At 72.2% G+C, this 23334-nt stretch carries 21 protein-coding genes; 12 read left to right on the forward strand and 9 right to left on the reverse strand.

From position 1 onward, the window contains the following. Positions 1-54: 54 nt before the first annotated feature. The 3 genes from STRNI_RS25040 to STRNI_RS25050 form a co-directional block, all read right to left on the reverse strand. Complete coding sequence (locus tag STRNI_RS25040; protein ID WP_159487968.1) at positions 55-1083, reverse strand: ABC transporter permease; 1029 nt, start codon at positions 1081-1083, stop codon at positions 55-57. Continuing rightward, positions 1080-2009: an ABC transporter ATP-binding protein gene (locus STRNI_RS25045; protein WP_093636618.1), complete on the reverse strand. Its 930-nt coding sequence runs from the start codon at positions 2007-2009 to the stop codon at positions 1080-1082. Before STRNI_RS25045 ends, STRNI_RS25040 begins: the two co-directional genes overlap by 4 nt. A gap of 169 nt (positions 2010-2178) precedes the next feature. Continuing rightward, positions 2179-2661 carry a GNAT family N-acetyltransferase gene (locus STRNI_RS25050; RefSeq protein WP_159487970.1) on the reverse strand — a complete coding sequence of 161 codons (483 nt, stop codon included), beginning with the start codon at positions 2659-2661 and terminating at the stop codon, positions 2179-2181. Between the two features lie 65 nt (positions 2662-2726). Here STRNI_RS25050 and STRNI_RS25055 point away from each other — a divergent pair, with 65 nt between their 5' ends. Next, entirely contained in the window at positions 2727-3530 is an 804-nt protein-coding gene (locus STRNI_RS25055; RefSeq protein WP_018091122.1) for an exodeoxyribonuclease III, read from the forward strand. A 245-nt stretch (positions 3531-3775) separates the two neighbouring features. On the opposite strand, the gene STRNI_RS25060 is transcribed toward STRNI_RS25055, so the two are convergent. Further along, positions 3776-3991 carry a hypothetical protein gene (locus STRNI_RS25060; protein WP_277412044.1) on the reverse strand — a complete coding sequence of 72 codons (216 nt, stop codon included), beginning with the start codon at positions 3989-3991 and terminating at the stop codon, positions 3776-3778. A 96-nt stretch (positions 3992-4087) separates the two neighbouring features. Here STRNI_RS25060 and STRNI_RS25065 point away from each other — a divergent pair, with 96 nt between their 5' ends. Further along, complete coding sequence (locus STRNI_RS25065; protein ID WP_109890349.1) at positions 4088-5062, forward strand: helix-turn-helix domain-containing protein; 975 nt, start codon at positions 4088-4090, stop codon at positions 5060-5062. A 133-nt stretch (positions 5063-5195) separates the two neighbouring features. Here the strand turns inward: STRNI_RS25065 and STRNI_RS25070 are convergent, their stop codons facing one another. Further along, positions 5196-5708 (reverse strand): stress protein, encoded by a 513-nt coding sequence (locus tag STRNI_RS25070; protein WP_148591883.1) that lies wholly within the window; start codon positions 5706-5708, stop codon positions 5196-5198. 420 nt (positions 5709-6128) lie between these two features. On the opposite strand from STRNI_RS25070, the gene STRNI_RS25075 reads away from it, so the two are divergent. After that, on the forward strand, positions 6129-7952 hold the full coding sequence (locus tag STRNI_RS25075; protein ID WP_229838344.1) for an AfsR/SARP family transcriptional regulator: 1824 nt from the start codon (positions 6129-6131) through the stop codon (positions 7950-7952). A gap of 31 nt (positions 7953-7983) precedes the next feature. Here STRNI_RS25075 and STRNI_RS25080 read toward each other — a convergent pair whose 3' ends face one another. Beyond that, positions 7984-8790 (reverse strand): MerR family transcriptional regulator, encoded by an 807-nt coding sequence (locus STRNI_RS25080; protein WP_274736202.1) that lies wholly within the window; start codon positions 8788-8790, stop codon positions 7984-7986. A 207-nt stretch (positions 8791-8997) separates the two neighbouring features. Between STRNI_RS25080 and STRNI_RS25085 the strand changes: the two genes are divergently transcribed. The 4 genes from STRNI_RS25085 to STRNI_RS25100 all read left to right on the forward strand — a co-directional run bounded on the left by STRNI_RS25085 (position 8998) and on the right by STRNI_RS25100 (position 12771). After that, positions 8998-10527 (forward strand): flavin-containing monooxygenase, encoded by a 1530-nt coding sequence (locus STRNI_RS25085; protein WP_277412045.1) that lies wholly within the window; start codon positions 8998-9000, stop codon positions 10525-10527. Continuing rightward, complete coding sequence (locus STRNI_RS25090; RefSeq protein ID WP_266445652.1) at positions 10524-11507, forward strand: alpha/beta fold hydrolase; 984 nt, start codon at positions 10524-10526, stop codon at positions 11505-11507. The genes STRNI_RS25085 and STRNI_RS25090 overlap by 4 nt, the downstream gene beginning before the upstream one ends. Then, positions 11504-12385 carry an SDR family oxidoreductase gene (locus tag STRNI_RS25095; protein WP_018091115.1) on the forward strand — a complete coding sequence of 294 codons (882 nt, stop codon included), beginning with the start codon at positions 11504-11506 and terminating at the stop codon, positions 12383-12385. The genes STRNI_RS25090 and STRNI_RS25095 overlap by 4 nt, the downstream gene beginning before the upstream one ends. Positions 12386-12510: 125 nt before the next feature. Then, positions 12511-12771: a hypothetical protein gene (locus STRNI_RS25100; RefSeq protein WP_078518699.1), complete on the forward strand. Its 261-nt coding sequence runs from the start codon at positions 12511-12513 to the stop codon at positions 12769-12771. Positions 12772-12859: 88 nt separating this feature from the next. Here the strand turns inward: STRNI_RS25100 and STRNI_RS25105 are convergent, their stop codons facing one another. Then, the gene (locus tag STRNI_RS25105) at positions 12860-13489 is read right to left on the reverse strand and encodes a hypothetical protein (protein ID WP_277412046.1); all 630 of its coding nucleotides are present in this window, start codon (positions 13487-13489) and stop codon (positions 12860-12862) included. Positions 13490-13754: 265 nt separating this feature from the next. Beyond that, positions 13755-14384, reverse strand: a complete 630-nt coding sequence (locus STRNI_RS25110) for a hypothetical protein (protein ID WP_277412047.1) — start codon at positions 14382-14384, stop codon at positions 13755-13757. 239 nt (positions 14385-14623) lie between these two features. On the opposite strand from STRNI_RS25110, the gene STRNI_RS25115 reads away from it, so the two are divergent. Then, complete coding sequence (locus STRNI_RS25115) at positions 14624-15625, forward strand: helix-turn-helix domain-containing protein (protein WP_277412048.1); 1002 nt, start codon at positions 14624-14626, stop codon at positions 15623-15625. Between the two features lie 21 nt (positions 15626-15646). Here the strand turns inward: STRNI_RS25115 and STRNI_RS25120 are convergent, their stop codons facing one another. Further along, the gene (locus tag STRNI_RS25120; RefSeq protein WP_277413320.1) at positions 15647-18985 is read right to left on the reverse strand and encodes a S41 family peptidase; all 3339 of its coding nucleotides are present in this window, start codon (positions 18983-18985) and stop codon (positions 15647-15649) included. Between the two features lie 317 nt (positions 18986-19302). Between STRNI_RS25120 and STRNI_RS25125 the strand changes: the two genes are divergently transcribed. The 4 genes from STRNI_RS25125 (at position 19303) to STRNI_RS25140 (ending at position 23290) form a co-directional block, all read left to right on the forward strand. Then, on the forward strand, positions 19303-20430 hold the full coding sequence (locus STRNI_RS25125; RefSeq protein ID WP_018091110.1) for an energy-coupling factor ABC transporter permease: 1128 nt from the start codon (positions 19303-19305) through the stop codon (positions 20428-20430). 1 nt (position 20431) lies between these two features. After that, a complete protein-coding gene (gene cbiQ, locus STRNI_RS25130) occupies positions 20432-21193 on the forward strand; it encodes a cobalt ECF transporter T component CbiQ (protein WP_109890329.1) in 762 nt (253 codons plus the stop codon). Continuing rightward, entirely contained in the window at positions 21181-21954 is a 774-nt protein-coding gene (locus STRNI_RS25135) for an energy-coupling factor ABC transporter ATP-binding protein (protein WP_037742332.1), read from the forward strand. Before cbiQ ends, STRNI_RS25135 begins: the two co-directional genes overlap by 13 nt. A gap of 127 nt (positions 21955-22081) precedes the next feature. Then, on the forward strand, positions 22082-23290 hold the full coding sequence (locus STRNI_RS25140; RefSeq protein ID WP_277412049.1) for a serine hydrolase domain-containing protein: 1209 nt from the start codon (positions 22082-22084) through the stop codon (positions 23288-23290). The last annotated feature ends 44 nt before the right edge of the window (positions 23291-23334 follow it).

Consider the following 23334-nt stretch of genomic DNA (forward strand, 5'->3'; position numbering starts at 1 on the left):
TACGGAATTCTCCCGCGGCCGGCCGCCCGTATCGGCCGTCGCGCGGCTGGCCGTTCAGAGTGGCCGCCGGTGTGCCCGCCAGACGACGAACGCCAGCACCACGACGGTCAGCGCCAGCAGAATCCCCGCGCCCCGCCACTGCATCCCGGCCATCTGCCCGTAGTCGAAGTACTGGGTCACCCGGTTGACGATGCCCAGCTTGGCCCGGCAGGCCTCGGCGTCGCCGTTGACGCAGGTGCCGAAGCCGTAGAGCGTGCCGTCCGCGGTGGACACCCAGTCGTCCACCCGTACGGCGTCGACCGGCAGGCGGGGGCCGTCGTCGGATGCGTACGGGTAGGTGACGCTGCGCAGGGCGCCGAGCCGGGGGCGTACCTGCTCGGCCCAGAGCACGCCGGTGACCACGGTGAAGACGGCGGTGGCCGCGATGGCCGGTACGACCCGCTTGATCAGCATGCCGATGGCGATCCCGCAGGCGGTCAGGAACAGGGTCCTGGCGACGGGGACGGGGCCGGTGCTGTCGAAGGGGCCGCCCGCCAGCCAGTCGCTGCCCATGGCCAGTTTGTGCGCCGGCGTCCACAGCCAGGTGAAGACGGCCGACAGCAGGGTGGTGCACAGCACCGCGACGGCCAGCGGCAGGGCGAGGGTGGCGGTGATCCAGCGGCCGCGGCTCACCGACTGGGTGGTGACCAGCTTGATGGTGCCGTGCTCCTGCTCGCCGGCGATCAGCGGTGCGCCGACGAAGATGCCGATGAGGACGGGCAGGTAGTCCAGCAGCTGACTGCCGCTGAGGAACACGCTGCCGTAGGCGTTCTGGAAGTCGTTGGCCAGCCGCCCGTCGGGGGCGGGGGTGGTTCCCCGGGTGTGCAGGAAGTCCATCACGCCGATGCGCTGGTAGGCGAAGGTCGCGCATCCCACGACGGTGACCAGCAGGGCGAGGCGCAGGAAGGTGCGGTGCCGGCGGCAGACCAGCCAGGGCAGGCCGTGCAGCAGGCCGCGGCGGCCGGTGGCCGTATGGGGGAGGCCGCTCGCCCCGTCCGTGGGGTCCGTGGCACCGGTGAGGCCGGATGTGCTGGTGGTGCTCATGCCGCGGCCCCTCGCGGTCCGTCGACGCGGGACTCGTCCGCGATCAGGGTGGGGGCGTCGGGCGAGCGCAGATAGGCCAGCAGGACCTCCTCCATGCTCGGCGACAGCACCTCCCAGCTGTCGGAGAGCGGGCCGCCGCTCCGGATCAGGGCGCTGAACTGCCGCCCGGTGACCCGGGATTCGACCACGGTGTGCTGCCGCCGCAGCTCCTCGGGCACCCCGTCGTCCCCCTCGGCGACGCCCGTCACCAGCAGGTGCGCGGGGATCAGGTCATCGGTCTGGCCGGCCATCCGCAGCCTGCCCTCGGCGAGGACGAGGAGGTAGTCACACATGACCTCCATCTCGGAGAGCATGTGGGACGACATCAGGACGGTCGTGCCGTGTTCGGCGGCCTCGGCCATCAGCAGCCCCGACATCTCGTGCCGGGCGAGCGGATCGAGGTCGGACATCGGCTCGTCGAGCAGCAGCAGCTCGGGCCGCTTGCCGAAGGCGAGGGCGAAGGCGACGCGGGTGCGCTGGCCGCCCGAGAGGGTGCCGATGCGGGCGCTGAGCGGGACCTTGCCGGAGCGGACGATCCGCTCGGCCAGCTCCTGGTCCCAGCGGGGGTTGAGCTCACGGCCCAGCCGCAGCGTCTCGGCCACCGTGAAGCGGGGGTAGAGGGGCTTGTCCTGGGCGAGGAAGGAGACCCGGGACAGGACGGCCGGGTCGGAGACCGGGACACCGAACAGCTTCAGCGTGCCGGTGGTCGGCTGCACCAGCCGGGTCGCGGTGCCCAGGAACGTGCTCTTGCCGGCGCCGTTGGGGCCGACGAGGGCGCAGATGTGGCCCGCGGGGAGCCGGAAGGAGCAGTCCCGCAGCGCCCAGCCGCGACCGTACTGCTTCCCCAGTCCTTCGGCCTCGATGGCCCATGGGCTCGGGTCGCTCACCCGGATCCCCCCTTTAGCTAGTTGATTAGTGGAATGAGTATGGGGAGCGGCCCGGACGCCTGTCAATAAATTCGGGCCGGGGCAGCGATGGGGCGGGGGCCGGGCCAGGGCCGGGCCGATGGGGCCGGGAGCCCGCCCGCGCGCGGGCCGAGCGGGCGGGCCGGCTGGCTCAGCCCTCCGCCACCAGCGGCTTCGCCATGCACCGGCTGTCGTCATACGTCCGGTACAGACCGAACTTCTCGACGAGTACGTAGCCGCACGAGGCATAAAGCTCCAGCGCCTCGGGCTGCTTGATCCCGGTCTCCAGCACCATGCGGGAGCGCCCCGCGGCCCGAGCGTCCGCTTCCAGGGCGGCCAGGATCCGCCGGGCCAGCCCCCGTCCGCGCGCCTCCGGGACCACGAACATCCGCTTGATCTCGGCGTCGCCGACCGCGTACCCCTCCGCCGCGTCCTCCTGCCGCCGCCATCCGCCGGTGGCCAGCGGGCGGCCGCCGTCGTACGCGATCAGGTACGCACCGTGAGGAGGGGTGAACATCTCCGGGTCCAGCGGGGTCATGTCACCGTCGCCGTAGCGCCGGGCGTACTCCTGCTGGACCAGCTCATCGAGCGTGACCGCGTCGGGGTGGTCATAGCGGACGGGACGTATCTCCATTCCAGAAATCGTACGGGTGCGGACGCCCGGCGCGATGAGGTGCGGAGGGTCGGTATCGTGCCCGGATGCTCACCGTGACCTCTGTGAATGTGAACGGGCTGCGCGCCGCGGCCAAGAAGGGCTTCGTCCCGTGGCTGGCGGGGACCGCGGCGGATGTGCTGTGCCTGCAGGAGGTACGGGCCGAGACCGCCCAGCTCCCGGACGAGGTGCGCGAGCCCGCGGGCTGGCACACCGTGCACGCGCCGGCGGCCGCCAAGGGACGGGCCGGGGTCTCGCTCTACACCCGGCGGGAGCCGGACCGTGTCCAGGTGGGCTTCGGCTCGGCGGAATTCGACACCAGCGGCCGCTATGTCGAGGCGGACCTGCCCGGTGTGACCGTCGCCAGCCTCTATCTGCCCTCCGGTGAGGTCGGCACCGAGCGGCAGGACGAGAAGGAACGCTTCATGGCGGAGTTCCTGCCGTACCTCGTCGAGCTGCGCGAGCGGGCCGCGGCGGACGGCCGTGAGGTGGTGGTGTGCGGCGACTGGAACATCGCGCACCAGGAGGCCGACCTGAAGAACTGGAAGGCCAACCGGAAGAAGTCCGGCTTCCTCCCGGAGGAGCGCGCCTGGCTGACCGACGTCCTGGACGAGGCCCGCGGCGGCTATGTGGATGTCGTCCGCGGCCTGTACCCGGACACCGAGGGCCCGTACTCGTGGTGGTCGTACCGGGGCCGCGCCTTCGACAACGACGCGGGCTGGCGCATCGACTACGCCATGGCCACCCCCGGTCTCGCCGTGCGCGCGGTGAAGGCGTCGGTGGAGCGGGCGGCCAGCTATGACCAGCGGTGGTCGGACCATGCGCCGGTGACGGTGGTGTTCGAGCGGTAGCTTGCGGCAGGACGCCCCGTCCGACTGTGGTGCTCGCCGTCGCCGGACGGGGCTGCTGGAGGCACTTCGGCTTCCCGGGGCCGAAGCGGTCCGCCCCTCACTGCCTGGGCAGTACCCCAGTCAAGGGCGGACCGAAGCGAGAGTCTGAGCCCGTCGACTCAGACGGGGCACGTCTGCCCGCTCCGGGCTTGTCCGGTCGGGGGCCCACTCGTCTTCCACGCGGTGGCCGGTACCAGCCCACGTGATCACCTCCGGGCCGCCTTTGTGCCGTGTGGGTGCCGCCGGATCTCTACATTGCAGTCGCTCACCTTGGAGCCGTCTCCGGCGCGCCGCGCGGCGTCCCGCTCCCTGGCCAGTGCGCCGCACACATCACAGCCGGGCACGGGCACGGGCACGGGCTCCAGGTCCATCCATAACGGCAGTTCTGCCGGTGCCGTCGGGTATTTCGTGGGCTCTGTCATGGCTCCCATGGTCGCTACACCGCTAGCTCACACGGGAGTTGAACAGCGTTGACTACAGTGGAAGTCACTCGGTCAACCCCTGAGTGATGAGGCGCGATGCGTGACGACGACTTCGCTGATCTTGCCCGCCGTGCTCTGCATGACAACGGTTACTCGATAAAGGCCGCCGCGCGTGCCATCAACTACGACCCCGCCTACCTGTCCCGGGTGCTGAACGGGAAGCAGCAGCCGTCGCCCAAGCTGGCCAGGTCACTTGACGAACTGCTCAAGACCGGGGGAGCGCTGGCCGGAACCCTGCTCGACGTTGACGAGCGCTCTCGGATGACCCGCAGCGTGGCCAACCCCTCCCGGCTGGACGCGGGGACCGTGGACGCCCTGGCCGGCATCCTTGCCGCGTACCGGCGGCTGGACGACACGGTCAGGCCCCAGTCGGTACTTCCGGCCACCCTGACCCAGATGAACGAAGTGATCCACCTGCTCAAGGGCGCCCGGGGGCCACATCGCGACCGACTGGCGGAAGTCGCCTCTGAGTTCCTCCAGTTCGGCGGATGGATGCTCGCTCAAGAACGCCAGGACGCCAAGGCAGTGCACCTGCTGAACGACGCGGTGGAGCTGGCGGACGAGGTGGGCAACGGCACGCTGGCCGCGCAGGCGCTCAACTTCAAGGGGTACATCGCACGTCAGCAGGGCCGGCCGCACGGGGTTGCCCGCTGGTACTCCGCCGCCGCGTACACCCCGGGCGCGCACCCCGCGCAGCGTCTCGGGGACATGCTCCAGGCGGCAGCGGGCATGGCGGAGTCGGGGGAGCGGGACGACGCACTCCGCTTGGTCGAGAGCGCGGAGAGGCTGACGGCCGCTGCCGCCGAACTGCCGCCCCCGGACACGGCTTACTGGCTCACGCCCGAGTTCAACCGCCTGAACATGGGTCTGGCGAATCTGGGTCTCGCTCGCTACGCGGATGCCGTGGACCACATCACGGCAGGGCTTGCAGGGCTGCCTGATGAACTTCGCGACGCCCCGTGGACTTGGGAGCACCGCGACGCTCTGAAAAGGGCGGTAGCGGCGCGGTAACCCGTACGGTGAGAGACCGCCGCCCTAGCGGAAGTCGGCCTCTTTCGGGTTGTTGTGGGTGTCATGCATAACGGCCCGCCGGGGGCCGGCGGGCCGTTATGAGGGGAGGGGGGTCAGTGGTGCGACCCAGGCGTCAGGAGACGCGGGAGAACTTCACGTAGCCGCCGTTGTCGGGGCGCTCCCAGATGCCGCGGAAGGCCCAGTTGATGTAGCCGCCGTCGCCCTGGTTCGTGAACTCGCCGTCCTCGAACACCCAGATGCCGTAGACGACACCGTCATAGGTGGCGGTGCCGAACGACTTCACGCCGTTGAAGTGGTCCTCGTACGGCTGGCTCAGGTTGTGGACCATGACGTTGTACTTGCCGTCGGCCGCGTAGAACGCCGACTCCATGAAGCTCTTGACGAAGCCCTCGCGGTTCTGGGCGGTCTTGATCGACGCCTCGATCTTGTTGGCGATGCCGAGAACGTCGACGTTGAAGTTGAGGTTCGCGTTGGCGCCGACGCTGACGGGCGACTCGCCCGCCGCCGCGGCGGCGGCGACCGGCGTGGCCGAGGCCGTCGCCGGGAAGGCCACGGCCGTGCCGCTCAGCGCCGCGCACAGAGCCGCCGTGGCAAGGCTCTTCTTGACAATGTTCTTGGTGAACATGGTTCTCCTTCATGGGGGGTGCGGACAGCAGGCCCCTCCGGTCCCCGATGCGGGTTGTGGAGACCGGAGAGGCGGCCCGGGGCAGCCGCTGGGGAATGCCACTGCGCCGGTGCGAAAGTGATGATCCGTGGCCCGGCTCATGATTCGCTCACGTCGTGATCATGGAGTCCGCCGACGGTCCGCGCTTTTTATTGACTTCTTGTCAATTCGCTGACGGTGTCCACATAGTGAGAGCGGAAGAGGAAAACGGAACCCAGTGTTCCTAACGGTGGTCTTCCAGGAGAAAAGGGCGGTTTGCCGTGCGTCCACCGGCGGCGTGAACTCGAGGTCACAATGGTTCAGTTGCGGCTACTAGGGCCAGTTGAAATTGAAGTGAACAATGGGCGACTTCTGAGTTTGGGAACGGGGCGATTGCGCACCGTGGCCGCGATTCTGATCAGCGAGGTCAATCAGGTGATCACGGTGCGCAGAATGATCGACCTGGCCTGGGACGCGGACCCGCCGGCCAGAGCGAGGGGCGTGGTCCACAACCATGTGCACCGCCTGCGGCAGCTGTTGGTCGGCCAGGCCGAAATCGCCACCCGCGGCCAGGGGTACGTGCTGCTCGCCGATCCGTGCGCGGTGGACGTCAACCGGTTCCGGTACCTGGTGTCCGGTGCTCATGAGGACGAGCCGCGGACGGCCGTCGCCAAGCTGCGCCAGGCGCTCGGGCTGTGGCGGGGTGAGGCGCTGGCGGATGTGCCCGGTGAGCGGGTGCGGCGGACGCTGGGCGTCGGCCTGACCCAGGCGAGGGTGGCGGCGTTGCAGGAGCTCGGCTCCAGGCTGCTGATGCTCGGCCGCTACGGGGAGTTGATCACGGAGCTGACCGCCTGGCTCGCCGAGCATCCCCTGCACGAGGAGCTGACCGCGCTGCTGATGCGCGCGCTGCAGGCGAGCGGCAGACAGGCCGAGGCCCTGGAGCACTATCACCGCACCCGACTGCATCTGGAGGACCAGCTGGGTATCGATCCCGGCCCGGCACTCAGCGCGACCTATCTGGCGGTGCTCGGCGGGAAGTCCGCGGCCGCCCCGCCCGGCTCCGACCGCCCGCAGGCCGGACCCGGTCCGCGTACCGGCCCCGGCCCCGTCCCCACCGCGCTGTACGGCTCCGACCGCCCGCCGGTCCCGCCTCCGTCCGTCGCCCAACTCCCGCCCCGTATAGCCGACTTCTGCGGTCGGACGCGGGAGATCGTCGCGATGGACCAGAAGCTGGACCGGCTTCCGGGACCGGACTGTGTGGTGCTCGCGGGCGGGGGCGGCGCCGGCAAGACCACGCTGGCGGTGCACTGGGCGCACCGCCACAAGGCCGAGTTCCCCGACGGGCAGCTCTTCGCCGACCTGCGGGGATTCGAGCGTCCCCCGATGCGGCCGGACACCGTGCTGGGGATGTTCCTGCGGGCCCTGGGGGTGCCGGAGGCGAAGATCCCCGACCCGCTGACGGAGCGCTCGGCGCTCTACCGTTCGCTGCTCGCCGGGCGGCGGATGCTCGTCCTGCTGGACAACGCCGGCACGGCCGAACAGGCGCGCCCGCTGCTGCCCGCGACACCCGGCTGTCTGGCCGTGGTGACCAGCCGGCGGCGGCTGAGCGGACTGGTGGTGCGCGACGGGGCGGCCCTGGTCACGGTGGGGCCGTTCGCCGCGGAGGACGCCCTGGAGCTGCTCGGCAATGTGCTGGGCCGGCCGCGCCTCGCCGCGGACCCGGCCGCCGCCCGGGAGCTCGTCGAACGGTGCGACAGGCTGCCGCTGGCGCTGCGGATCGCCGCGGCCCGGCTGATGGCGCACCCCGACTGGTCACTGAGGTGCTGGACGGGGAAGCTGGCCGATGAGCGGCGCCGGCTGCAGGAGTTGTCCGCACACGACGCCGACCTGGCCGTGGAGGCGAGCCTCTACCTCAGCTATCGGGCGCTGTCGAGCGGGGCCGCCCGGCTGTTCCGCCTCCTCGGACTCCACCCCGGCCCGGACGTGGATGTCCACGCCGCCGTGGCCCTGACCGGCCGCGAGCTCGAACGCACCCGCCGCCACCTCGCCGAACTGTGTGACGCGCACCTTGTCGAGGAGCAGGCGCAGGGGCACTACGTGCGCACCGAGCTGGTGCGCATCTATGCCGAGCAGCTCGTCCTGTCCGAGGAGACGCCGGCCGACCGGGACCTCGCCCGGCAGCGGCTGCGTGACCACGCGGCGCGGTACCGGCCGCGGCGCTGCTGAGCCGCCTCCGCCCGGCGATGGCGGTCCGCGGTCAGGTGCCCTCCCGGCCCTCCTCGGTCAGCCACTTCGCCACCTCTGCCCGGACGCGGCGGTCCATGGCCATGGAGAGCTCGGCCTCGACCACGCCCTTGGAGAGGGGGCGGAGTTTCTCGATGGTCTCGGTGAGGTGGTCGACCTCGTGGGGGCCGACGTCCTCGCACGCGGAGATGCGGGCGAGGACGTCGGACAGGAGGTGGGTGCGGATGAGGGTGGTGAAGACGTCGGCGAGGGCGTCGGCGTGGGCGCGTACCTGGCGGCCGGCCTCCAGGACGGCGGCCAGCGGGATGCCCTGGTTGACGAGTTCGGTGGAGGCGTCCAGGAGGCGGCGGCTGATGTGCACGAACTCGTCGCCGTCGACGGCGAGATAGCCGATGTCCAGGGACGTACTCAGGTTCTCGGCGGTGATGTCCTCGCTGAAGTGGTCGGCGAGCTCCTCGGGGGTGAGGCGGACCGGCGTCTCCTCGGACCAGGGCGGGACCAGGGTGTTCTCCAGGCCGAGGAGTTCCCCCACGTCGCGGCCGGTGTCGAAGGCCGAGAGGAGTTCGGCGATGCCGCCGAGGGTGTGGCCGCGCTCCAGGAGGGCGCCGATGGTGCGCAGCCGGGCGAGATGGTGCTCGTTGTACCAGGCGATCCGGCCCTCGCGGCGCGGTGGCGGGATGAGCTTGCGCTCGCGGTAGAAGCGCAGCGTACGGACCGTGATGCCGGCTTCCTCGGCCAGGTCGGCCATGCGGAATTCGCGTGCGGGGCGGTGGTCCGCGGGCTCCGTCCGCTCGTCGGGGGTGTTCTCGTTCGCTGCCACGGGTTCAGCCTATGCCGGGGGTATGACGCGGGGCCGGGGTACGACCGGGGGTAACTCCTGTCGTCCGACCCCTACCGCTCGGTACGTGGCTGCCCTACTCTCCAATTGCGCCAGTGATTGCTGGCGCAGTTGGGCGGGCGGCTGTGACGCCGAAGGTCATGGCACCGAAGATGGCAGGTAAGAACGTCGAACTCGGGAGGCGGCGGGATGGACGGGCGCGAGCGCAGGCATGTGCGGGTTGCGGTGATCGGATCGGGTTTCGGTGGCCTGGGGGCGGCGGTCCGGCTGCGGCGCCAGGGGATCACCGACTTCGTGATCCTGGAGCGGGCCGACGCGGTGGGTGGCACCTGGCGGGACAACAGCTATCCGGGGTGTGCGTGCGATGTGCCCTCGCACCTGTACTCCTTCTCCTTCGCGCCCAACCCGGAGTGGCCGCGGAACTTCTCCGGGCAGCCGCACATCCGCGCCTACCTGGAGCGGGTCACCGACACCTTCGGGCTGCGCCCGCACCTCCGCTTCAACTCGGAGGTGCGCAGCCTGCGGTGGAACGGGGAGGCGCTGCACTGGGAGGTGGAGACCGCGAGCGGGCCGCTGACCGCGGATGTGGTGGTGTCGGCGACCGGCCCGCTGTCGGACCCCAAGGTCCCCGACATCCCCGGGCTGGACACCTTCCCCGGCAAGGTCTCGCACTCCGCCCGCTGGGACCACGACTACGACCTGCGCGGCAAGCGCGTCGCCATGATCGGTACGGGCGCCTCGGCGATCCAGATCGTGCCGGCCATCCAGCCGGACGTGGAGCGCCTCACGCTCTTCCAGCGCACCCCGCCCTGGGTGCTGCCGCGCGCCGACCGCAAGATCAGCGCGGCCGAGAAATGGCTGCACAGCAAGCTCCCGGCGACCCGGGCCGTGCGCCGCGGGCTGCTGTGGGGCCTCAGGGAGATGCAGGTCAGCGCCTTCACCAAGCGCCCCAACGAGCTGGGCCTGATCGAGTTCCTGGCTCGCAACCATATGAAGAAGGCCATCAAGGACCCGGGGCTGCGGGCCGCGCTGACGCCCGACTACCGCATCGGCTGCAAGCGGATCCTGCTCTCCAACACGTACTACCCGGCCCTGGCGCAGCCGAATGTGGACCTGGTCGCCGCGGGGCTCACGGAGGTCCGCGGCAGCACCCTCGTCGGGTCCGACGGGAGCGAGGTGGAGGCCGATGCGATCGTCTTCGGCACCGGATTCCATGTGACCGACATGCCGATCGCGCAGCGGGTCACGGGCGCCAACGGGACGACGCTGGCCGAGGAGTGGAAGGACGGCATGGAGGCGCTGCGCGGCGCCAGCGCGGCCGGCTTCCCCAACTTCCTCACCGTCATCGGGCCCAACACCGGCCTCGGGAACAGCTCGATGATCCTGATGATCGAGGCGCAGCTGAACTACCTGGCCGACTTCATGCGCCAGCTGGACGTCCTCGGCGGGAAGATCGCGCTCGACGCCCGGCCGTCCGCCGTACAGGACTGGAACCGCAGGGTCCAGCAGCGGATGACCCGCACGGTGTGGAACACCGGCGGCTGCGACAGCTGGTATCTGGACGCCAACGGCCGCAACACCACCGTCTGGCCGGGCACGACCTCGGAGTTCAAGAAGGTCACCCGGCAGGTCGACCTCGCGGAGTACGAGGTGCTGCGGCCACCGGGCACCAGGTCCGCGGGCCGGAGCACCGGCGAGCGCGCGGAGGTGGCCGCATGAGCCGCCGGCCCGCACATGTCACCAGCGGTCCGTACGCCCCGCCGGTACCGCGGACGACGCTGACCGCCACCTCGGCCGACGGCGCGCGGCTGTACACCGAGGTCCACGGCCCCGAGTCCGCCCCGGCCGTCGTCCTGGCGCACGGCTGGACCTGCTCGACCGCCTTCTGGGCCCCGGTCGTCCGCGAGCTGGCCACCGACCACAAGGTCGTCGTCTACGACCAGCGCGGCCACGGCCGCAGCCCCGCCGCCGGTCCGGCGGGCCACAGCACCCATGCGCTCGCCGACGACCTGGTCGCCGTACTGGAGGCGACCCTGGAGGCGGGCGAACGCGCCGTGGTGGGCGGCCACTCCATGGGCGGCATGACGATCATGGCCGCCGCCGAGCGGCCGCAGCTGCGTGAACGGGCCGCGGCAGCGCTGCTGTGCAGCACCGGCAGCGCCGATCTGCCCGCCGAATCACGGGTGTTCCCGCTGCGCAGCCCGCAGGGCAGGCGGCGCGCCCACCGGCTGCTGCTGCGCTCGCGGGCCCCGCTCGGCCCCGTATCGCCGCTCGCCAAACGCGCACTGAAGTACGCCACCATGGGCCCCGGTGCCACCGCCGAGCAGATCGAGGCCTGTGCGCGCATCGTGCACGCCTGCCCGGCCGGGGTACGGGCCCGCTGGGGCACGGTGCTGGCCGGCCTCGAACTCACCGGTGGCGTCAGCAGGCTGGAGCTGCCGACCGCGGTCCTCGCGGGCACCGCCGACCGGCTCACCCCGCTGGTGCACGCCCGCCGGCTGGCCTCCGTCCTCCCCGACTTCCGCGGGCTGACCGAGCTGCCGGGCCTGGGCCACATGACGCCGATCGAGGACCCCGGCGCGGTCTCCGGCCGGCTGCGCGCGCTCGTACAGGACCATCTGCACGGCACCGGCAGCGGACCGGCCGCCACCGCCGAAGTGCCAAGCGGCACGCGGCAGAAGAGGGAGAAGACGGCATGAGGGCGAGCAGGAGTCTGCAGGGGCAGGTCGTCGTGGTGACCGGCGCGGCGCGCGGGGTCGGTGCGCTGCTGGCCCGCAAGCTGTCGGCGCGCGGTGCGTCGCTGGCGCTGGTCGGGCTGGAGCCGGACGAGCTGCGCGGGGTCGCGGCCGCGCTGCACGGCCCGGCGCACCACTGGCACGCCGATGTCACCGACCACGAGGCGATGGCCCGGGTGGCGGGCGAGGTCAAGGACCGCTTCGGGAAGGTCGATGTGGTCGTCGCCAACGCCGGGGTGGCGACCGGCGGCCCGTTCGTCGACTCCGACCCGGTCGCCTGGAAGCGGGTCATCGAGGTCAACCTCATCGGCGGCGCGGTCACCGGTCGCGCCTTCCTGCCCGTCCTCATGGAATCCCGTGGCTACTTCCTGCAGATCGCCTCGCTGGCGGCGATCTCCCCGGCGCCGATGATGACCGCGTACTGCGCGTCCAAGTCGGGCGTCGAGGCGTTCGCGCACAGTCTGCGTGCCGAGGTGGGTCACAAGGGCGTACGGGTCGGCGTCGGCTATCTGAGCTGGACGGACACCGACATGGTGCGGGGCGCCGACCAGGACGACATCATGCGCGAGCTGCGCTCCCGGCTGCCCTGGCCGTCGAACAAGACCTATCCGCTGGGCCCGGCCGTCGACCGGATCGTCGCGGGCATCGAGCGCCGCTCCGCACATGTCTACGGGCAGTGGTGGCTGCGCGGGATGCAGTCGGTCCGCGGATATCTGCCGGCGCTCGTCGGGGCGGCGGGCGGGCGGGAGATGCGGCGCTTCGGAGACCGGCTGGAGGGGCGGCGGGTCGGTCTGGTGGGCGCCGGCGGCGAGGCCGACGAGAAGGAGCGGGCGGACCGGTGAGCGCCCGCCGAGCACCTGCTGATTCTCACGGAGCGTAGTCATCCGTGATCGAAATGCGAGCAATGTCCGGGCGTGTCACGCTGAACGGGGCCCAACCCCCCTACACCCCACTAGGAGTGAACAGCATGGGCATCAAGGACCAGTTCCAGGACAAGGCCAACGAGCTCAAGGACCAGGCGCACAAGGCCTCGGGCGACGCTCGCGAGCAGGGTCACGAGCGCGGTCAGCGCCAGGACCAGGAGCGTGGCGGTCAGCGCCAGGACCGTGAGAGCGACCGTCGTCAGGGCGGCCAGGACCGTGGGCAGCAGCCCCGTGACCGTGGCCAGCAGCCCCGCCGGCCGGCCCAGGACGCGATGGACGCCGCCGAGGGCCGCTTCCAGAGCTGACATGGCTCGTCCTGAACACCACGCGCGGCGGCGTACGCGCCATGCGTGAAGGGGCGCACCCGGTCGACCGGGTGCGCCCCACCGCATGTCAGCTGACGACCTTGAGCTCCGTCGGCCAGCCGTACTGCTCCGCCTTGGCGAAGAGGTTCGTGATGTGGGCCGGGCTCAGCTTGATGCAGCCCAGCGAGCGGTAGTCATCGTCGCCGTCCCAGCGGTAGGGGTTGTCCTTGCCGGGCTGGGAGTCCGCCTGGCTTCCCTCGGGCCACATCTCGCTGTGCACGAACAGCTCGGCGCGGGTGGTCCGGCCGTTCTCGCACACCTTGTCCTGGACGTGTATCACCTTCCCGTTGATCCCTTGGTCCCCGCCGTTGTAGTGCGCGTCGTGGGCCAGCACCTGATAGGTGCCGTTCGGCAGCCAGCCCTGCGAACTGGCGCACTCGTCCTTGGCGTTGCGGCCGCCGTTGCCGGAGCCCGCGCGGTACTTGGCGAGCACCTTGTCCTTGGCGTTCGGGATGCTCTTCATCAGGTAGAGCCGCGAGTTGCCCGGGTTGCTCTGGTTCTTGTTGAAGTAGAGGTACGTACCGTCGGCCGCGGCCGTTTTGGTGGTCTGCCCGGACGCCGGCTGGGCGGCCAGTGCGGGGGCGGCTTCGGTGGCGGCCAGTCCGCCGGTCAGCGCGAGCGCGGCGGCCAGCGGAAGGATCCGTCGACGGATTCCCATCGGTGTATCTCCGTTGAGGTGGGGTGTGTTGGCGGGGCGTGCAGCGGCTGCCCCGGGCGGGAACGGTACGACCCCGATGTAATGGTTCTATTACCGGGAAGTGATGGCCCGTCTCGGACCGGAATCCGGCTGTCCGGGCAGGCCGGAGGGGGTGCGGCGGTGATGTCCGGGCCGCGGCGTGCGTGAGGGGCGCACCCGGCCTCCCGGGTGCGCCCCACGACTTCCCCCCAACCCCCTTGGCTACAAAATCATTTGAGGCCGTCGGTCAGCTGACGACCTTGAGCGCCTTCGGCCAGCCGTAGTGCCCGGCCTTGACGAAGAGGTTCATGATGTGGGCCGGGGTCAGCTTGATGCAGCCCAGTGAGTAGTAGTCCCGGACGCCGTCCCAGCGGTAGGGGTTGTCCCGGCCGGGCTTGTGGGCACCCTGTGTGCCGTTGACGTTCATCTCGCTGTGCACGAACAGCTCGGTGCGCTTGGTCCTGCCGTTCTTGCAGACCTTGTCCTGGACGTGGATCGCATAGCCGTTGATGCCCCGGGACCCGCCGTTGTGGCGCTTGGTGTGGTCCAGCACCCGGTAGCTGCCGTTGGGCAGCCAGCCCTGCATGCTCGCGCACTCGTTCTTGGCGTTGCGGCCGCCGTTGCCGGAGCCCGCGCGGTACTTGGCGAGCACCTTGTCCTTGGCGTTCGGGATGCTCTTCATCAGGTAGAGCCGCGAGTTGCTCGGGTTGCTCTGGTTCTTGTTGAAGTAGAGGTACGTACCGCCCGCGGCGGCCGGCCGGGCGGACGGTCCGGACGCCGGGTGGGCGGCGAGCGCGGGGGCGGCTTCGGTGGCGGCGAGGCCGCCGGTGAGCGCCAGTGCGGCGGCGAGCGGAACGATCCGGTGACGGATTCCCATCGGAGTATCTCCCGTTGTGTGGTGGCTCGTTGGTGTGCGGTGCGGTGCCGGCCGGGCAGGACAAGACCCTGCTGGGGCCGCGGCTGTCCGGCAAGGGGAATCGGCCGGCCCGGACAGACGGGGGACGTCCGGGCAGGTCGGACGGGGCGCGGCGGCGTTGTCCGGAGGGGTGAAGGGCGCTGTCCGGGGTGACGGGCACGGTGTTGTGGCCACGGCCCGGCGGCGGTTCAATGGCCCGCATGAGAAGCACGGGGGGATCCGGCGGCTTATGTCCGGCCGCGGCCGGTGACGCGGTCGCACTCGTCGAGCTGATGCAACAGCTCAAGGAACGGTCAGGATTGACGTACCGTCAGCTCGAACAACGGGCGGCGGAACGGGGCGAGGTGCTGGCCCGCAGTACCCTCGCCGACGTCCTGCGCAGACGGACCCTGCCGCGGGCCGAACTCCTCGCCGTCTTCCTCCGGGCCTGCGGCTGCGCGGAGGACGAGGTCGGCGCGTGGCTCGCGGCGCGGCAGGGCATCGAGGAGCGGGCGGCGGCGGGTGCCGGGGAGTCGTCGGATGCCGGGGAGCCGCCGGACGTCGGCGCGCGGCCGGATGGCGGGGAGTCGGCCGGTGGCGCTGCCGTACCGGACGCCGCGCGCCGGAGCCCGTACCGCAGCCGGCGGGTGCTGCTGAGCGGCGCCGCCGCGCTGGTGGCGCTGCTGCTCGCCGTCGGCATACCGCTGATGACCGGGGACGCCGCCGCCCCGCCCGAGGCCGCGGCGAAGGCGTCGCTGCCCACGGGCGAGGTCCGCATCCGCCCGCTGAGGACCCCGGGCCTGTGCCTGACGGACGGGCGGGTGCTGCGGGAGCGCCGGTACCGCACGGTCGCCATGCAGCGGCCCTGCGCGGAGGCCGTGCCGCCGCAGACGCATCTGACGGCGGCCGGGGCGGGGCGCCACCGCATCCAGTGGACCCATCGTGACCACGGCAAGGGCTGTCTGGTCCTGCTGCGCGAGTCCGGTCTGGAGGGGCTGCTGGAGCCGTGGGACGACTGCAGGGCGGGCGGTCCTGCCCAGCTGTTCCGGGTGGAACCGGCCGGTGGGCGGACGGGCGCCGGCGGGACGGCGTACCGGCTGCGGCTGAGCGGAGAGGGCGCCGAGCGGTGCGTCACCCTCGGCGGCGACGAGCCCGGCGCCACCGCCCTCGCCCGGCCCTGCACGGGGAAGGACGACCAGAAGTTCCTGATCGGCCCGGGGTGAGGCGGCCCGGGCCCGCAGGCGTCAGGCGCCGGCCGCCTCGGCCGTGCCTCCGCTGCGCGGCGGCAACGGGGGCCGCCGCAGGTCCGGCACGTCCGACAGATCCGGAGGCATCGCCGCCGGATGCCGCTCCAGCAGCTCCAGCGCCGTACGGATCGCGACGCCCAGCTGGGGATGCCGGCCCTCGGCCCAGTGCAGCGGGGAGCGCAGCGCCTCGATGTCGACCTCGACGCCGTGGTTCTCCACGCCCCAGCCGTAGAGCCGGAACCACGCGGCGTTCATCGGGACGGTGATCGCGGTGCCGTCGGCGAGCCGGTGCCGGCCGGTCATCCCGACCACTCCGCCCCAGGTGCGCATGCCGACCACCGGGCCGAGGCCCTGGAGCTTGAAGGCCGCGGTGATCATGTCGCCGTCGGACGAGGTCATCTCGTCGGCGACCGCCACGACCGGGCCGCGCGGCGCGTTGCTGGTGTACGAGACGGGCTCGGCGTCACGGGTCAGGTCCCAGCCCATGATGGTGCGGGTCAGCTTCTCGATCACCAGCTCGGAGATGTTGCCGCCCGCGTTGCCCCGTACGTCCACGATCAGGGCGGGCCGGGAGACCTCCATCCGCAGATCGCGGTTGAACTGCGCCCAGCCGGAGCCGCCCATGTCGGGGATGTGCAGATAGCCGCACCGGCCGCTGCTCAACTCCCGTACCACCGCCCGGCGTTTGGCCACCCAGTCCTGGTAGCGCAGCGGCCGCTCGTCGATCAGCGGGACCACCGCGACCCGGCGGGCCGGGCCCTCGTCCTCCGGCGGGGAGAAGCTGAGCTCCACGGTGGTGCCGCCGGCCGCGGCCAGCAGCGGATACGGGCCGGCCACCGGGTCCACCGGGCGGCCGTCGACATGGGTGAGCGCCGCGCCCTCGCGGATGCCCGTACCGGCCAGCGGGGAGCGGGCCTTGGAGTCCGAGGACTCACCGGGCAGGATCCGCGTGACCACCCAACGGCCGTCCCGGCACACGAGGTTGGCGCCGAGCAGGCCCATGGCGCGCTGGTAGTGCGGCGGCCCCTCGTTGCGCCGGGCGCCGGAGACATAGGCGTGCGAGGTGCCCAGTTCGCCCATCACCTCGCGCAGCAGATCGGCGAACTCGTCGGGGGAGGCGACCCGGTCGAGCAGCGGCCGGTACTGCGCCAGCACCGCGTCCCAGTCGATGCCGCACATCCGCGGCTCCCAGAAGTACGCCCGGGTGATCCGGCCCGCCTCCTCGAACGCCTGGTGCCACTCCGCCACCGGATCGACATCGTGCAGGATGCGCCGCAGGTCCAGGAAGACCGTGGAGTCGCTGTCCGGCTGTTCGGTCGCCGGGACCGCGCGCAGCTCGCCCTCGTCGTTGACGACCAGCCGGGAGCCGTCGCCGCTGAGCGCGAACCCGTCCAGGGAGCTGGTGAGTTCGGTGCGCCGCGCCTTGGTCAGATCGAAGTGTTCGAGGGTGGGACGGCCCGAGGTCTCGGCCGGGTTGGCGAAGGTCTCGCCGAGCGCACCGGAGATCGGCCAGCGCAGCCAGACCAGCCCGCCGCCGCTGACCGGCTCCAGGGAGGAGTACTTGGACGCCGCCACCGGGAACGGGGTGACCCGGTTCTCCAGCCCCTCGACCTCGACCAGCAATGGCCCCTCACCGGCCGGTGGCGGAACCTCGTCCGGGTCCAGGCCGCCCGCCGCGGGCCGGCCCTCCGGGGACAGCGCGAAGGGGGAGGGGGTCGCCGACGACAGCGGGACGAGATAGGGCCGGCAGCCCAGCGGGAACGACAGATCGCCGGTGTGCACGTCGTAGACCGGGTCGAAGCCGCGCCAGGACAGGAACGCCAGATAGCGGCCGTCGCGGGTGAACACCGGCTGCTCGTCCTCGAACCGGCCGTTGGTGACGTCCACGATGTGCCGGTCGGCCAGCCGGGCCATCTTGATCTGCCGCAGCGACCGTCCGATGCCGGGGTGCGACCAGGTCAGCCAGCGGGAGTCGGGGGAGAACGCCAGGTCGCGGACCGGGCCGTTGGTGGAGCGGATCAGCTCGGTGACACCGCCGGAGGCGGTCTCCTCCTCGCTCGCCCCCTCCTCCGGCCGGGCCACGTCCACCAGCAGCAGCCGGCCGTCGTTCGCGGCCACCGCCAGCCGTTCGCCGTCCGGGGCGGCGGTCATCTCGTGGACCCGGCCCAGCTCACCGGCGGCCAGCCGGCGCGGCTCGCCCGGCGCGCTGGCCCGCGGCAGATTGGTGATCTCGATCGCGTCGGCGCCCTCGGCGTCGGTGACATAGGCGATCCGCCCGCTGGCGCCCAGCATTTCGGGGAGCCGGACCCGTACGCCCGGGACGTCATGGATCGTCCGGGCCGGGCCGTCGCGGTGGGTGAGCCAGTACAGGCTGCCGCGTACGCCGACCGCGCTGGCCCGCCCGGTCGTGTCCACCGCGAGCGCGGTGACGTGCGAGGCGGCCGGGACCTGGTAGCTGCGCCGGCCGGCCCGCGGACCGCCCAGGCGCACCGCCAGCTTGCGCGGGACCGCGTCCGGGGCGAGGTCGTCGATCAGCCAGAGTTCACCGGCGCACTGGTAGATGATCCGCTCGCCGTCGGTCGAGGCGTGCCGGGCGTAGAAGTCGCCGTGGTCGGAGTGGCGGCGCAGATCGGTGCTGTCGGGCAGGCAGGAGTAGACATTGGCGATGCCCTCGTGGTCGGAGAGGAACGCGATCCGGCCGTCGACGAACATCACCGAGTCGAGGTGCCCGTGCAGGTCCGGCAGCAGCCGGGTGCCGTGCAGCCACATCCGGCCCATCGCACCGCCCCGGTAGCGCTTCCAGGAGGCGGGCTCGTGCGGCGGTTTGCCGCTCAGCAGCAGGGTGCGGTGCTCCCCTGCGATGTCCGCGACCGCGATGTCGGAGACCGGCCCCCAGGGCAGCTGGCCGCCGGGGCTGCCGTCGGTGGGCAGGCTGTAGGCCCACGAGTAGTACGAGAACGGCTGGCCGTGCGAGGAGACCGCCAGGATGTGCGAGTGGCCCTCGTGGTCGGGGGGCGTCCAGCCGCAGACCCGGGCGTCGGTGCTGCCCCAGTACGTCAGCCGGCGGGCCGGGCCGCCCTCGACCGGTGCGAGATGGACCTCGGGGTCGAGGCTGCGCCAGGTGGTGAAGGCGATCTGCTGCCCGTCGGGGGAGAAGCGGGGGTGGCCGACGCGGGTGCGGTCCACGGTCAGCCGCCAGGCGCGGCCGGGTTCCTCGCCGTCCGGGGCGATCGGGGCGATCCACAGGTCGTCCTCGGCGGCGAAGCAGAGCAGACCGCCGTGCAGATGCGGAAAGCGCAGATACGAGCCGCCGGGCGGGTCCGGCCGGGCCGGCATCCGGCGCAGCCGCCCACGAGGCTTGGCGGGGTTCGGCTCCGGGCGCGGCCCGACGGCCTCGGGTGCATCGCTCACGCACCCATCGTTTCGGGACGAGCAAGCGGCGGCAACTCGGTCGGGTGACGCAGACCACTGTCGCGTGGCCCGGCGGCGCCGGTTTCCCCTCATTCGCACGCATGTGCCATCACGGGTGGGTGCCCAGATGGGACCCCCTTCCGGGAGCGCCGTGGCCGTTTCGCATCATGGGCGCTCTTGCAACGTATTTGCAGGAGGCACCACCATTGGTGGGTTGCAGAGCCTGAAGCGGAGAAGCCGAGATGCACGTACCCGATGGATTCATCAATGCGCCGGTGTCCGCGGCGACCGGAGTGGTCGCCGCGGTCGCGGTGGCGGTCAGCCTGCGCGGCGCCCGGCGTGAGCTGGCGGGTGCGGGGCCGGTAGGTGCGGCGGCCGCCGAGCGGACGGCGCCGCTGGCCGGGCTGGTCGCGGCGTTCATCTTCGCCGTGCAGATGCTGAACTTCCCGGTCGCGGCGGGCACCAGCGGGCATCTGCTGGGCGGGGCGCTGGCCGCGATACTCGTCGGCCCGTACACCGGGGTGCTGTGCGTCTCGGTCGTGCTGCTGATGCAGGGCGTGCTGTTCGCCGACGGCGGGCTGACCGCGCTGGGTGTGAACATCACCGATATGGCGATCGTGACGACCGTGGTCGCCTACGCCCTGTTCCGCGGGCTGGTGAAGGTGCTGCCGCGCAAGCGCCGCTCGATCACCGTGGCCTCGTTCGCCGCCGCGCTGCTCTCGGTGCCGGCGGCCGCGGTCGCCTTCACCGCCCTGTACGCGGTCGGCGGGACCGCGGACGTGCCGATCGGCAAGGTCTTCACCGCCATGGTGGGCGTGCATCTGCTGATCGGGATCGGCGAGGCGGCGATCACCGCCCTGACGGTCGGTGCCGTGATCGCGGTGCGCCCCGACCTCGTGTACGGCGCGCGCGGGCTGACCAAGCCGCTGGAGCTGCGGACCTCGCCGCTCGCCGCCCCGGCCGACGAGCCCGCCCCGGAGGCCGCCCCGGCACCCGTGCCCGCCGCCCCGGCCCCCGCGCGCCGCTCCGTCCGCCGCGTCTGGCTGGCCGGACTCGCCGCCGCCCTGGTGTGCGCGGGCGGCCTCAGCTACTACGCCTCCGCCAACCCCGACGGCCTGGAGAAGGTCGCCCACGACCACGGCATCGACGCCAAGACCGAGGACCACGCCGCCAAGGACTCCCCGCTCGCCGACTACGGCGTCAAGGACATCACCGACCCCCGGCTGTCCGGCGGCCTCGCCGGTGTCATCGGCGTCGGCGCGACGCTGGCCGTGGGCACGGGCGTCTTCGTCGTGGTGCGGCGCCGCCGGAGCGCCGCCACCGCGGAGCGGCCGGACGAGGGCGCCGGACGCCCGTCGGAGAGCGTCTGAGATGGGCGCGGGACACGCGCACAAGCTCTACCGGCACGGGCACTCGCCCGTGCACGCGCTGCCGGCGCACTGCAAGATCGCGGCGGTCTTCTGCTTCGTCCTCGTCGTCGTCTCCACCCCACGCGAGGCCGTCTGGGCGTTCGGGCTGTACGCGCTGCTGATCGCGGCCACCGCCGCGGCCGCGCGGATCCCGGCCGGGTTCCTGCTCAAGCGGCTGCTGATCGAGGTGCCGTTCGTCGCCTTCGCCGTGCTGATGCCGTTCGTCGCCGAGGGGCCGCGGGTCGCCGTCCTCGGGATGAGCCTGAGCGAGTCCGGGCTGTGGGGCGCCTGGAACATCCTCGCCAAGGGCACGCTCGGCGTCGCCGCGTCCGTGCTGCTCGCGTCCACCACCGAGCTGCGCGAACTCCTGCTGGGCCTGCAGCGGCTCCGGATGCCGCCGCTGCTCGTCCAGATCGCGTCCTTCATGATCCGCTACGGCGATGTGATCACCGACGAGATGCGGCGGATGCGGATCGCCCGGCTCTCCCGCGGCTTCGAGGCGCGGGGCATCCGCCACTGGGGCGTGCTCGCCAAGTCCGCCGGGGCGCTGTTCATCCGCTCCTACGAGCGCGGTGAGCGCGTCCACCTCGCGATGGTCAGCCGCGGCTACACCGGCACCATGCCCGTGGTCGACGGCAGCGCCGCCACCCGCACACAATGGACCCGCGCGGCCGCCCTCCCGCTCGCCGCGCTCGCCGTCTGCCTCCTGGGATGGACCCTTTGAGCACCGCCACGCCCGCCCCCTCCCTCGCCGTCTCCGGGCTCGCCTACGCCTACCCCGACGGCCACCAGGCGCTCTTCGGTGTCGACCTGACCGTCGGCCGGGGCGAGCGGGTCGCCCTGCTCGGGCCCAACGGCGCCGGCAAGACCACCCTCGTACTGCACCTCAACGGCATCCTCGAAGCGGGCGCCGGCACCGTCGCGGTCGCCGGGCTCCCGGTCGCCAGGGAGCACCTCGCCGAGATCCGCCGCCGCGTCGGCATCGTCTTCCAGGACCCCGACGACCAGCTGTTCATGCCCACCGTCCGGGAGGACGTCGCCTTCGGGCCGGCCTCCGCGGGGCTGCGCGGCGCCGCACTGGACGAGCGGGTCACCGAGGCGCTCACCCGGGTCGGCATGGAGGAATTCGCGGACCGTCCGCCGCACCACCTCTCGTTCGGGCAGCGCCGCCGGGTCGCCGTCGCCACGGTGCTGGCGATGCGGCCGGAGATCCTGGTCCTCGACGAACCGTCCTCCAACCTCGACCCCGCCTCCCGCCGCGAACTCGCCGACATCCTGCGGTCGTTGGACGTCACCGTCCTGATGGTCACCCACGATCTGCCGTACGCGCTGGAGCTGTGCCCGCGGTCCGTCGTGCTCTCCGGCGGTGTGCTGGTGGCCGACGGGACCACCCAGCAGCTGCTGTGCGACGAGGAACTGATGCGCACCCACCGGCTGGAGCTGCCCTTCGGGTTCGATCCGCGGTCGGTCGACGTCCCGCTGTGACCCACCGCTGACACCCTCCCGGGCCCCCGGCCGCAGTGTGCGCATGTGACGAACGCCACGGGCCGCGGTCCTGGTCATCAGCACCGATCCGCACGTTGCACCATGGATGGGGTCACGACAGCGGCGGATGAATGGGAAGCGGGAATCAGTGGTGGACGTCCAGGGCACGGTCGAGGACGGCTTCGAGCCGGTCCGGGACGCCTTCGTGGCCAACTTCGCGCGGCGCGGTGAGCGGGGCGCGGCGGTCGCCGTCTACCGGCACGGACGCAAGGTCGTGGACCTGTGGGGCGGCACGAGGGACGGAGACGCCGGCAGGCACGCGGCGGACGCGGCGCCCTGGGAGGCCGGCACCGCCCAGGTGATCCGCTCCGCGACCAAGGGCATCGCCGCCGTCGTCCCCCTGCTGCTGCACCAGCGCGGGCAGCTCGACCTCGATGCGCCGGTCGGCACGTACTGGCCCGAGTTCAAGGCCGCCGGCAAGGAACGCGTACTCGTCCGCCATCTGCTCTCGCACCGCGCCGGACTCCCCGCCCTGGACACCCCGCTCACCCCCGACCAGGCCATCGACGGGGTCAGCGGCCCCGCCGCCCTCGCCGCCCAGGCACCCGCCTGGGAACCCGGCACGGACCACGGCTACCACGCGCAGACCTACAGCTGGCTGCTCGGCGAGCTGGTGCTGAGGGCCACCGGCCGCACCATCGGCAGCTGGGTCGCCGACGAGATAGCCGGGCCGCTCGGCCTCGACCTGTGGATCGGCCTCCCCGCGGAGGCGCAGTCCCGGGTCGGGCGGATCGCCGCCGTCGAGCCCCCGGCGCCGCCCGCCGCGTCGGGGCTCCGGGTCCGACCGAAGCAGTCCGTGGCCGACGCGTACGCCGATCCCGACTCGCTCACCAGCCGCGCCTTCGCCGCGATCTCGCCCGCCCCCGACGAGAACGCACCGGAGTACCGGGCCGCCGAGCTGCCCGCCTCGGCGGGCGTCGCCACCGCCCGTTCGCTGGCCCGCTGCTACGCCGCGCTCATCGGGCCCGTGGACGGCCGCGCCCGGCTCTTCGCGCCCGCGACGCTCACCCTCGCCCGGACCGAGGAGTCCGCGGGGCTCGACCGCACCCTCCTGGTCGCTACGCGGTTCGGCCTGGGCTTCATGCTCCACGGGCCGTCCTCCCCGCTCCTGGCGCCCGGCGCGTTCGGCCACCCCGGGCGAGGGGGCGCGCTCGCCTGCGCCGATCCGGAGAGCGGGCTGGCGTTCGGGTATGTCACCAATGGGATGCAGCGGAATGTTACGGCGGATGCGCGTCCGCAGGCGTTGCTGCGGGCGGTATCCCACGTTGCCGGGTGACCCGTCGTGTCTCTTCTGTGGGGTTGAGCCCCGCCTTCGGCGGG

Origin of the sequence: Streptomyces nigrescens (assembly GCF_027626975.1) — a bacterium.
In the GTDB taxonomy this organism is placed as follows: domain Bacteria; phylum Actinomycetota; class Actinomycetes; order Streptomycetales; family Streptomycetaceae; genus Streptomyces; species Streptomyces nigrescens.

Coding starts and splice junctions, on each gene's coding strand:
- STRNI_RS25050 (WP_159487970.1), bottom strand. CDS start 2,661: ATGGAGATACGTCCCGTCCGCTATGACCACCCCGACGCGGTCACGCTC.
- STRNI_RS25140 (WP_277412049.1), top strand. CDS start 22,082: ATGAATGGGAAGCGGGAATCAGTGGTGGACGTCCAGGGCACGGTCGAG.
- STRNI_RS25065 (WP_109890349.1), top strand. CDS start 4,088: ATGCGTGACGACGACTTCGCTGATCTTGCCCGCCGTGCTCTGCATGAC.
- STRNI_RS25115 (WP_277412048.1), top strand. CDS start 14,624: ATGAGAAGCACGGGGGGATCCGGCGGCTTATGTCCGGCCGCGGCCGGT.
- STRNI_RS25090 (WP_266445652.1), top strand. CDS start 10,524: ATGAGCCGCCGGCCCGCACATGTCACCAGCGGTCCGTACGCCCCGCCG.
- cbiQ (WP_109890329.1), top strand. CDS start 20,432: ATGGGCGCGGGACACGCGCACAAGCTCTACCGGCACGGGCACTCGCCC.
- STRNI_RS25135 (WP_037742332.1), top strand. CDS start 21,181: ATGGACCCTTTGAGCACCGCCACGCCCGCCCCCTCCCTCGCCGTCTCC.
- STRNI_RS25085 (WP_277412045.1), top strand. CDS start 8,998: ATGGACGGGCGCGAGCGCAGGCATGTGCGGGTTGCGGTGATCGGATCG.
- STRNI_RS25105 (WP_277412046.1), bottom strand. CDS start 13,489: ATGGGAATCCGTCGACGGATCCTTCCGCTGGCCGCCGCGCTCGCGCTG.
- STRNI_RS25095 (WP_018091115.1), top strand. CDS start 11,504: ATGAGGGCGAGCAGGAGTCTGCAGGGGCAGGTCGTCGTGGTGACCGGC.
- STRNI_RS25040 (WP_159487968.1), bottom strand. CDS start 1,083: ATGAGCACCACCAGCACATCCGGCCTCACCGGTGCCACGGACCCCACG.
- STRNI_RS25100 (WP_078518699.1), top strand. CDS start 12,511: ATGGGCATCAAGGACCAGTTCCAGGACAAGGCCAACGAGCTCAAGGAC.
- STRNI_RS25055 (WP_018091122.1), top strand. CDS start 2,727: ATGCTCACCGTGACCTCTGTGAATGTGAACGGGCTGCGCGCCGCGGCC.
- STRNI_RS25070 (WP_148591883.1), bottom strand. CDS start 5,708: ATGTTCACCAAGAACATTGTCAAGAAGAGCCTTGCCACGGCGGCTCTG.
- STRNI_RS25060 (WP_277412044.1), bottom strand. CDS start 3,991: ATGACAGAGCCCACGAAATACCCGACGGCACCGGCAGAACTGCCGTTA.
- STRNI_RS25125 (WP_018091110.1), top strand. CDS start 19,303: ATGCACGTACCCGATGGATTCATCAATGCGCCGGTGTCCGCGGCGACC.
- STRNI_RS25120 (WP_277413320.1), bottom strand. CDS start 18,985: ATGCCGGCCCGGCCGGACCCGCCCGGCGGCTCGTATCTGCGCTTTCCG.
- STRNI_RS25110 (WP_277412047.1), bottom strand. CDS start 14,384: ATGGGAATCCGTCACCGGATCGTTCCGCTCGCCGCCGCACTGGCGCTC.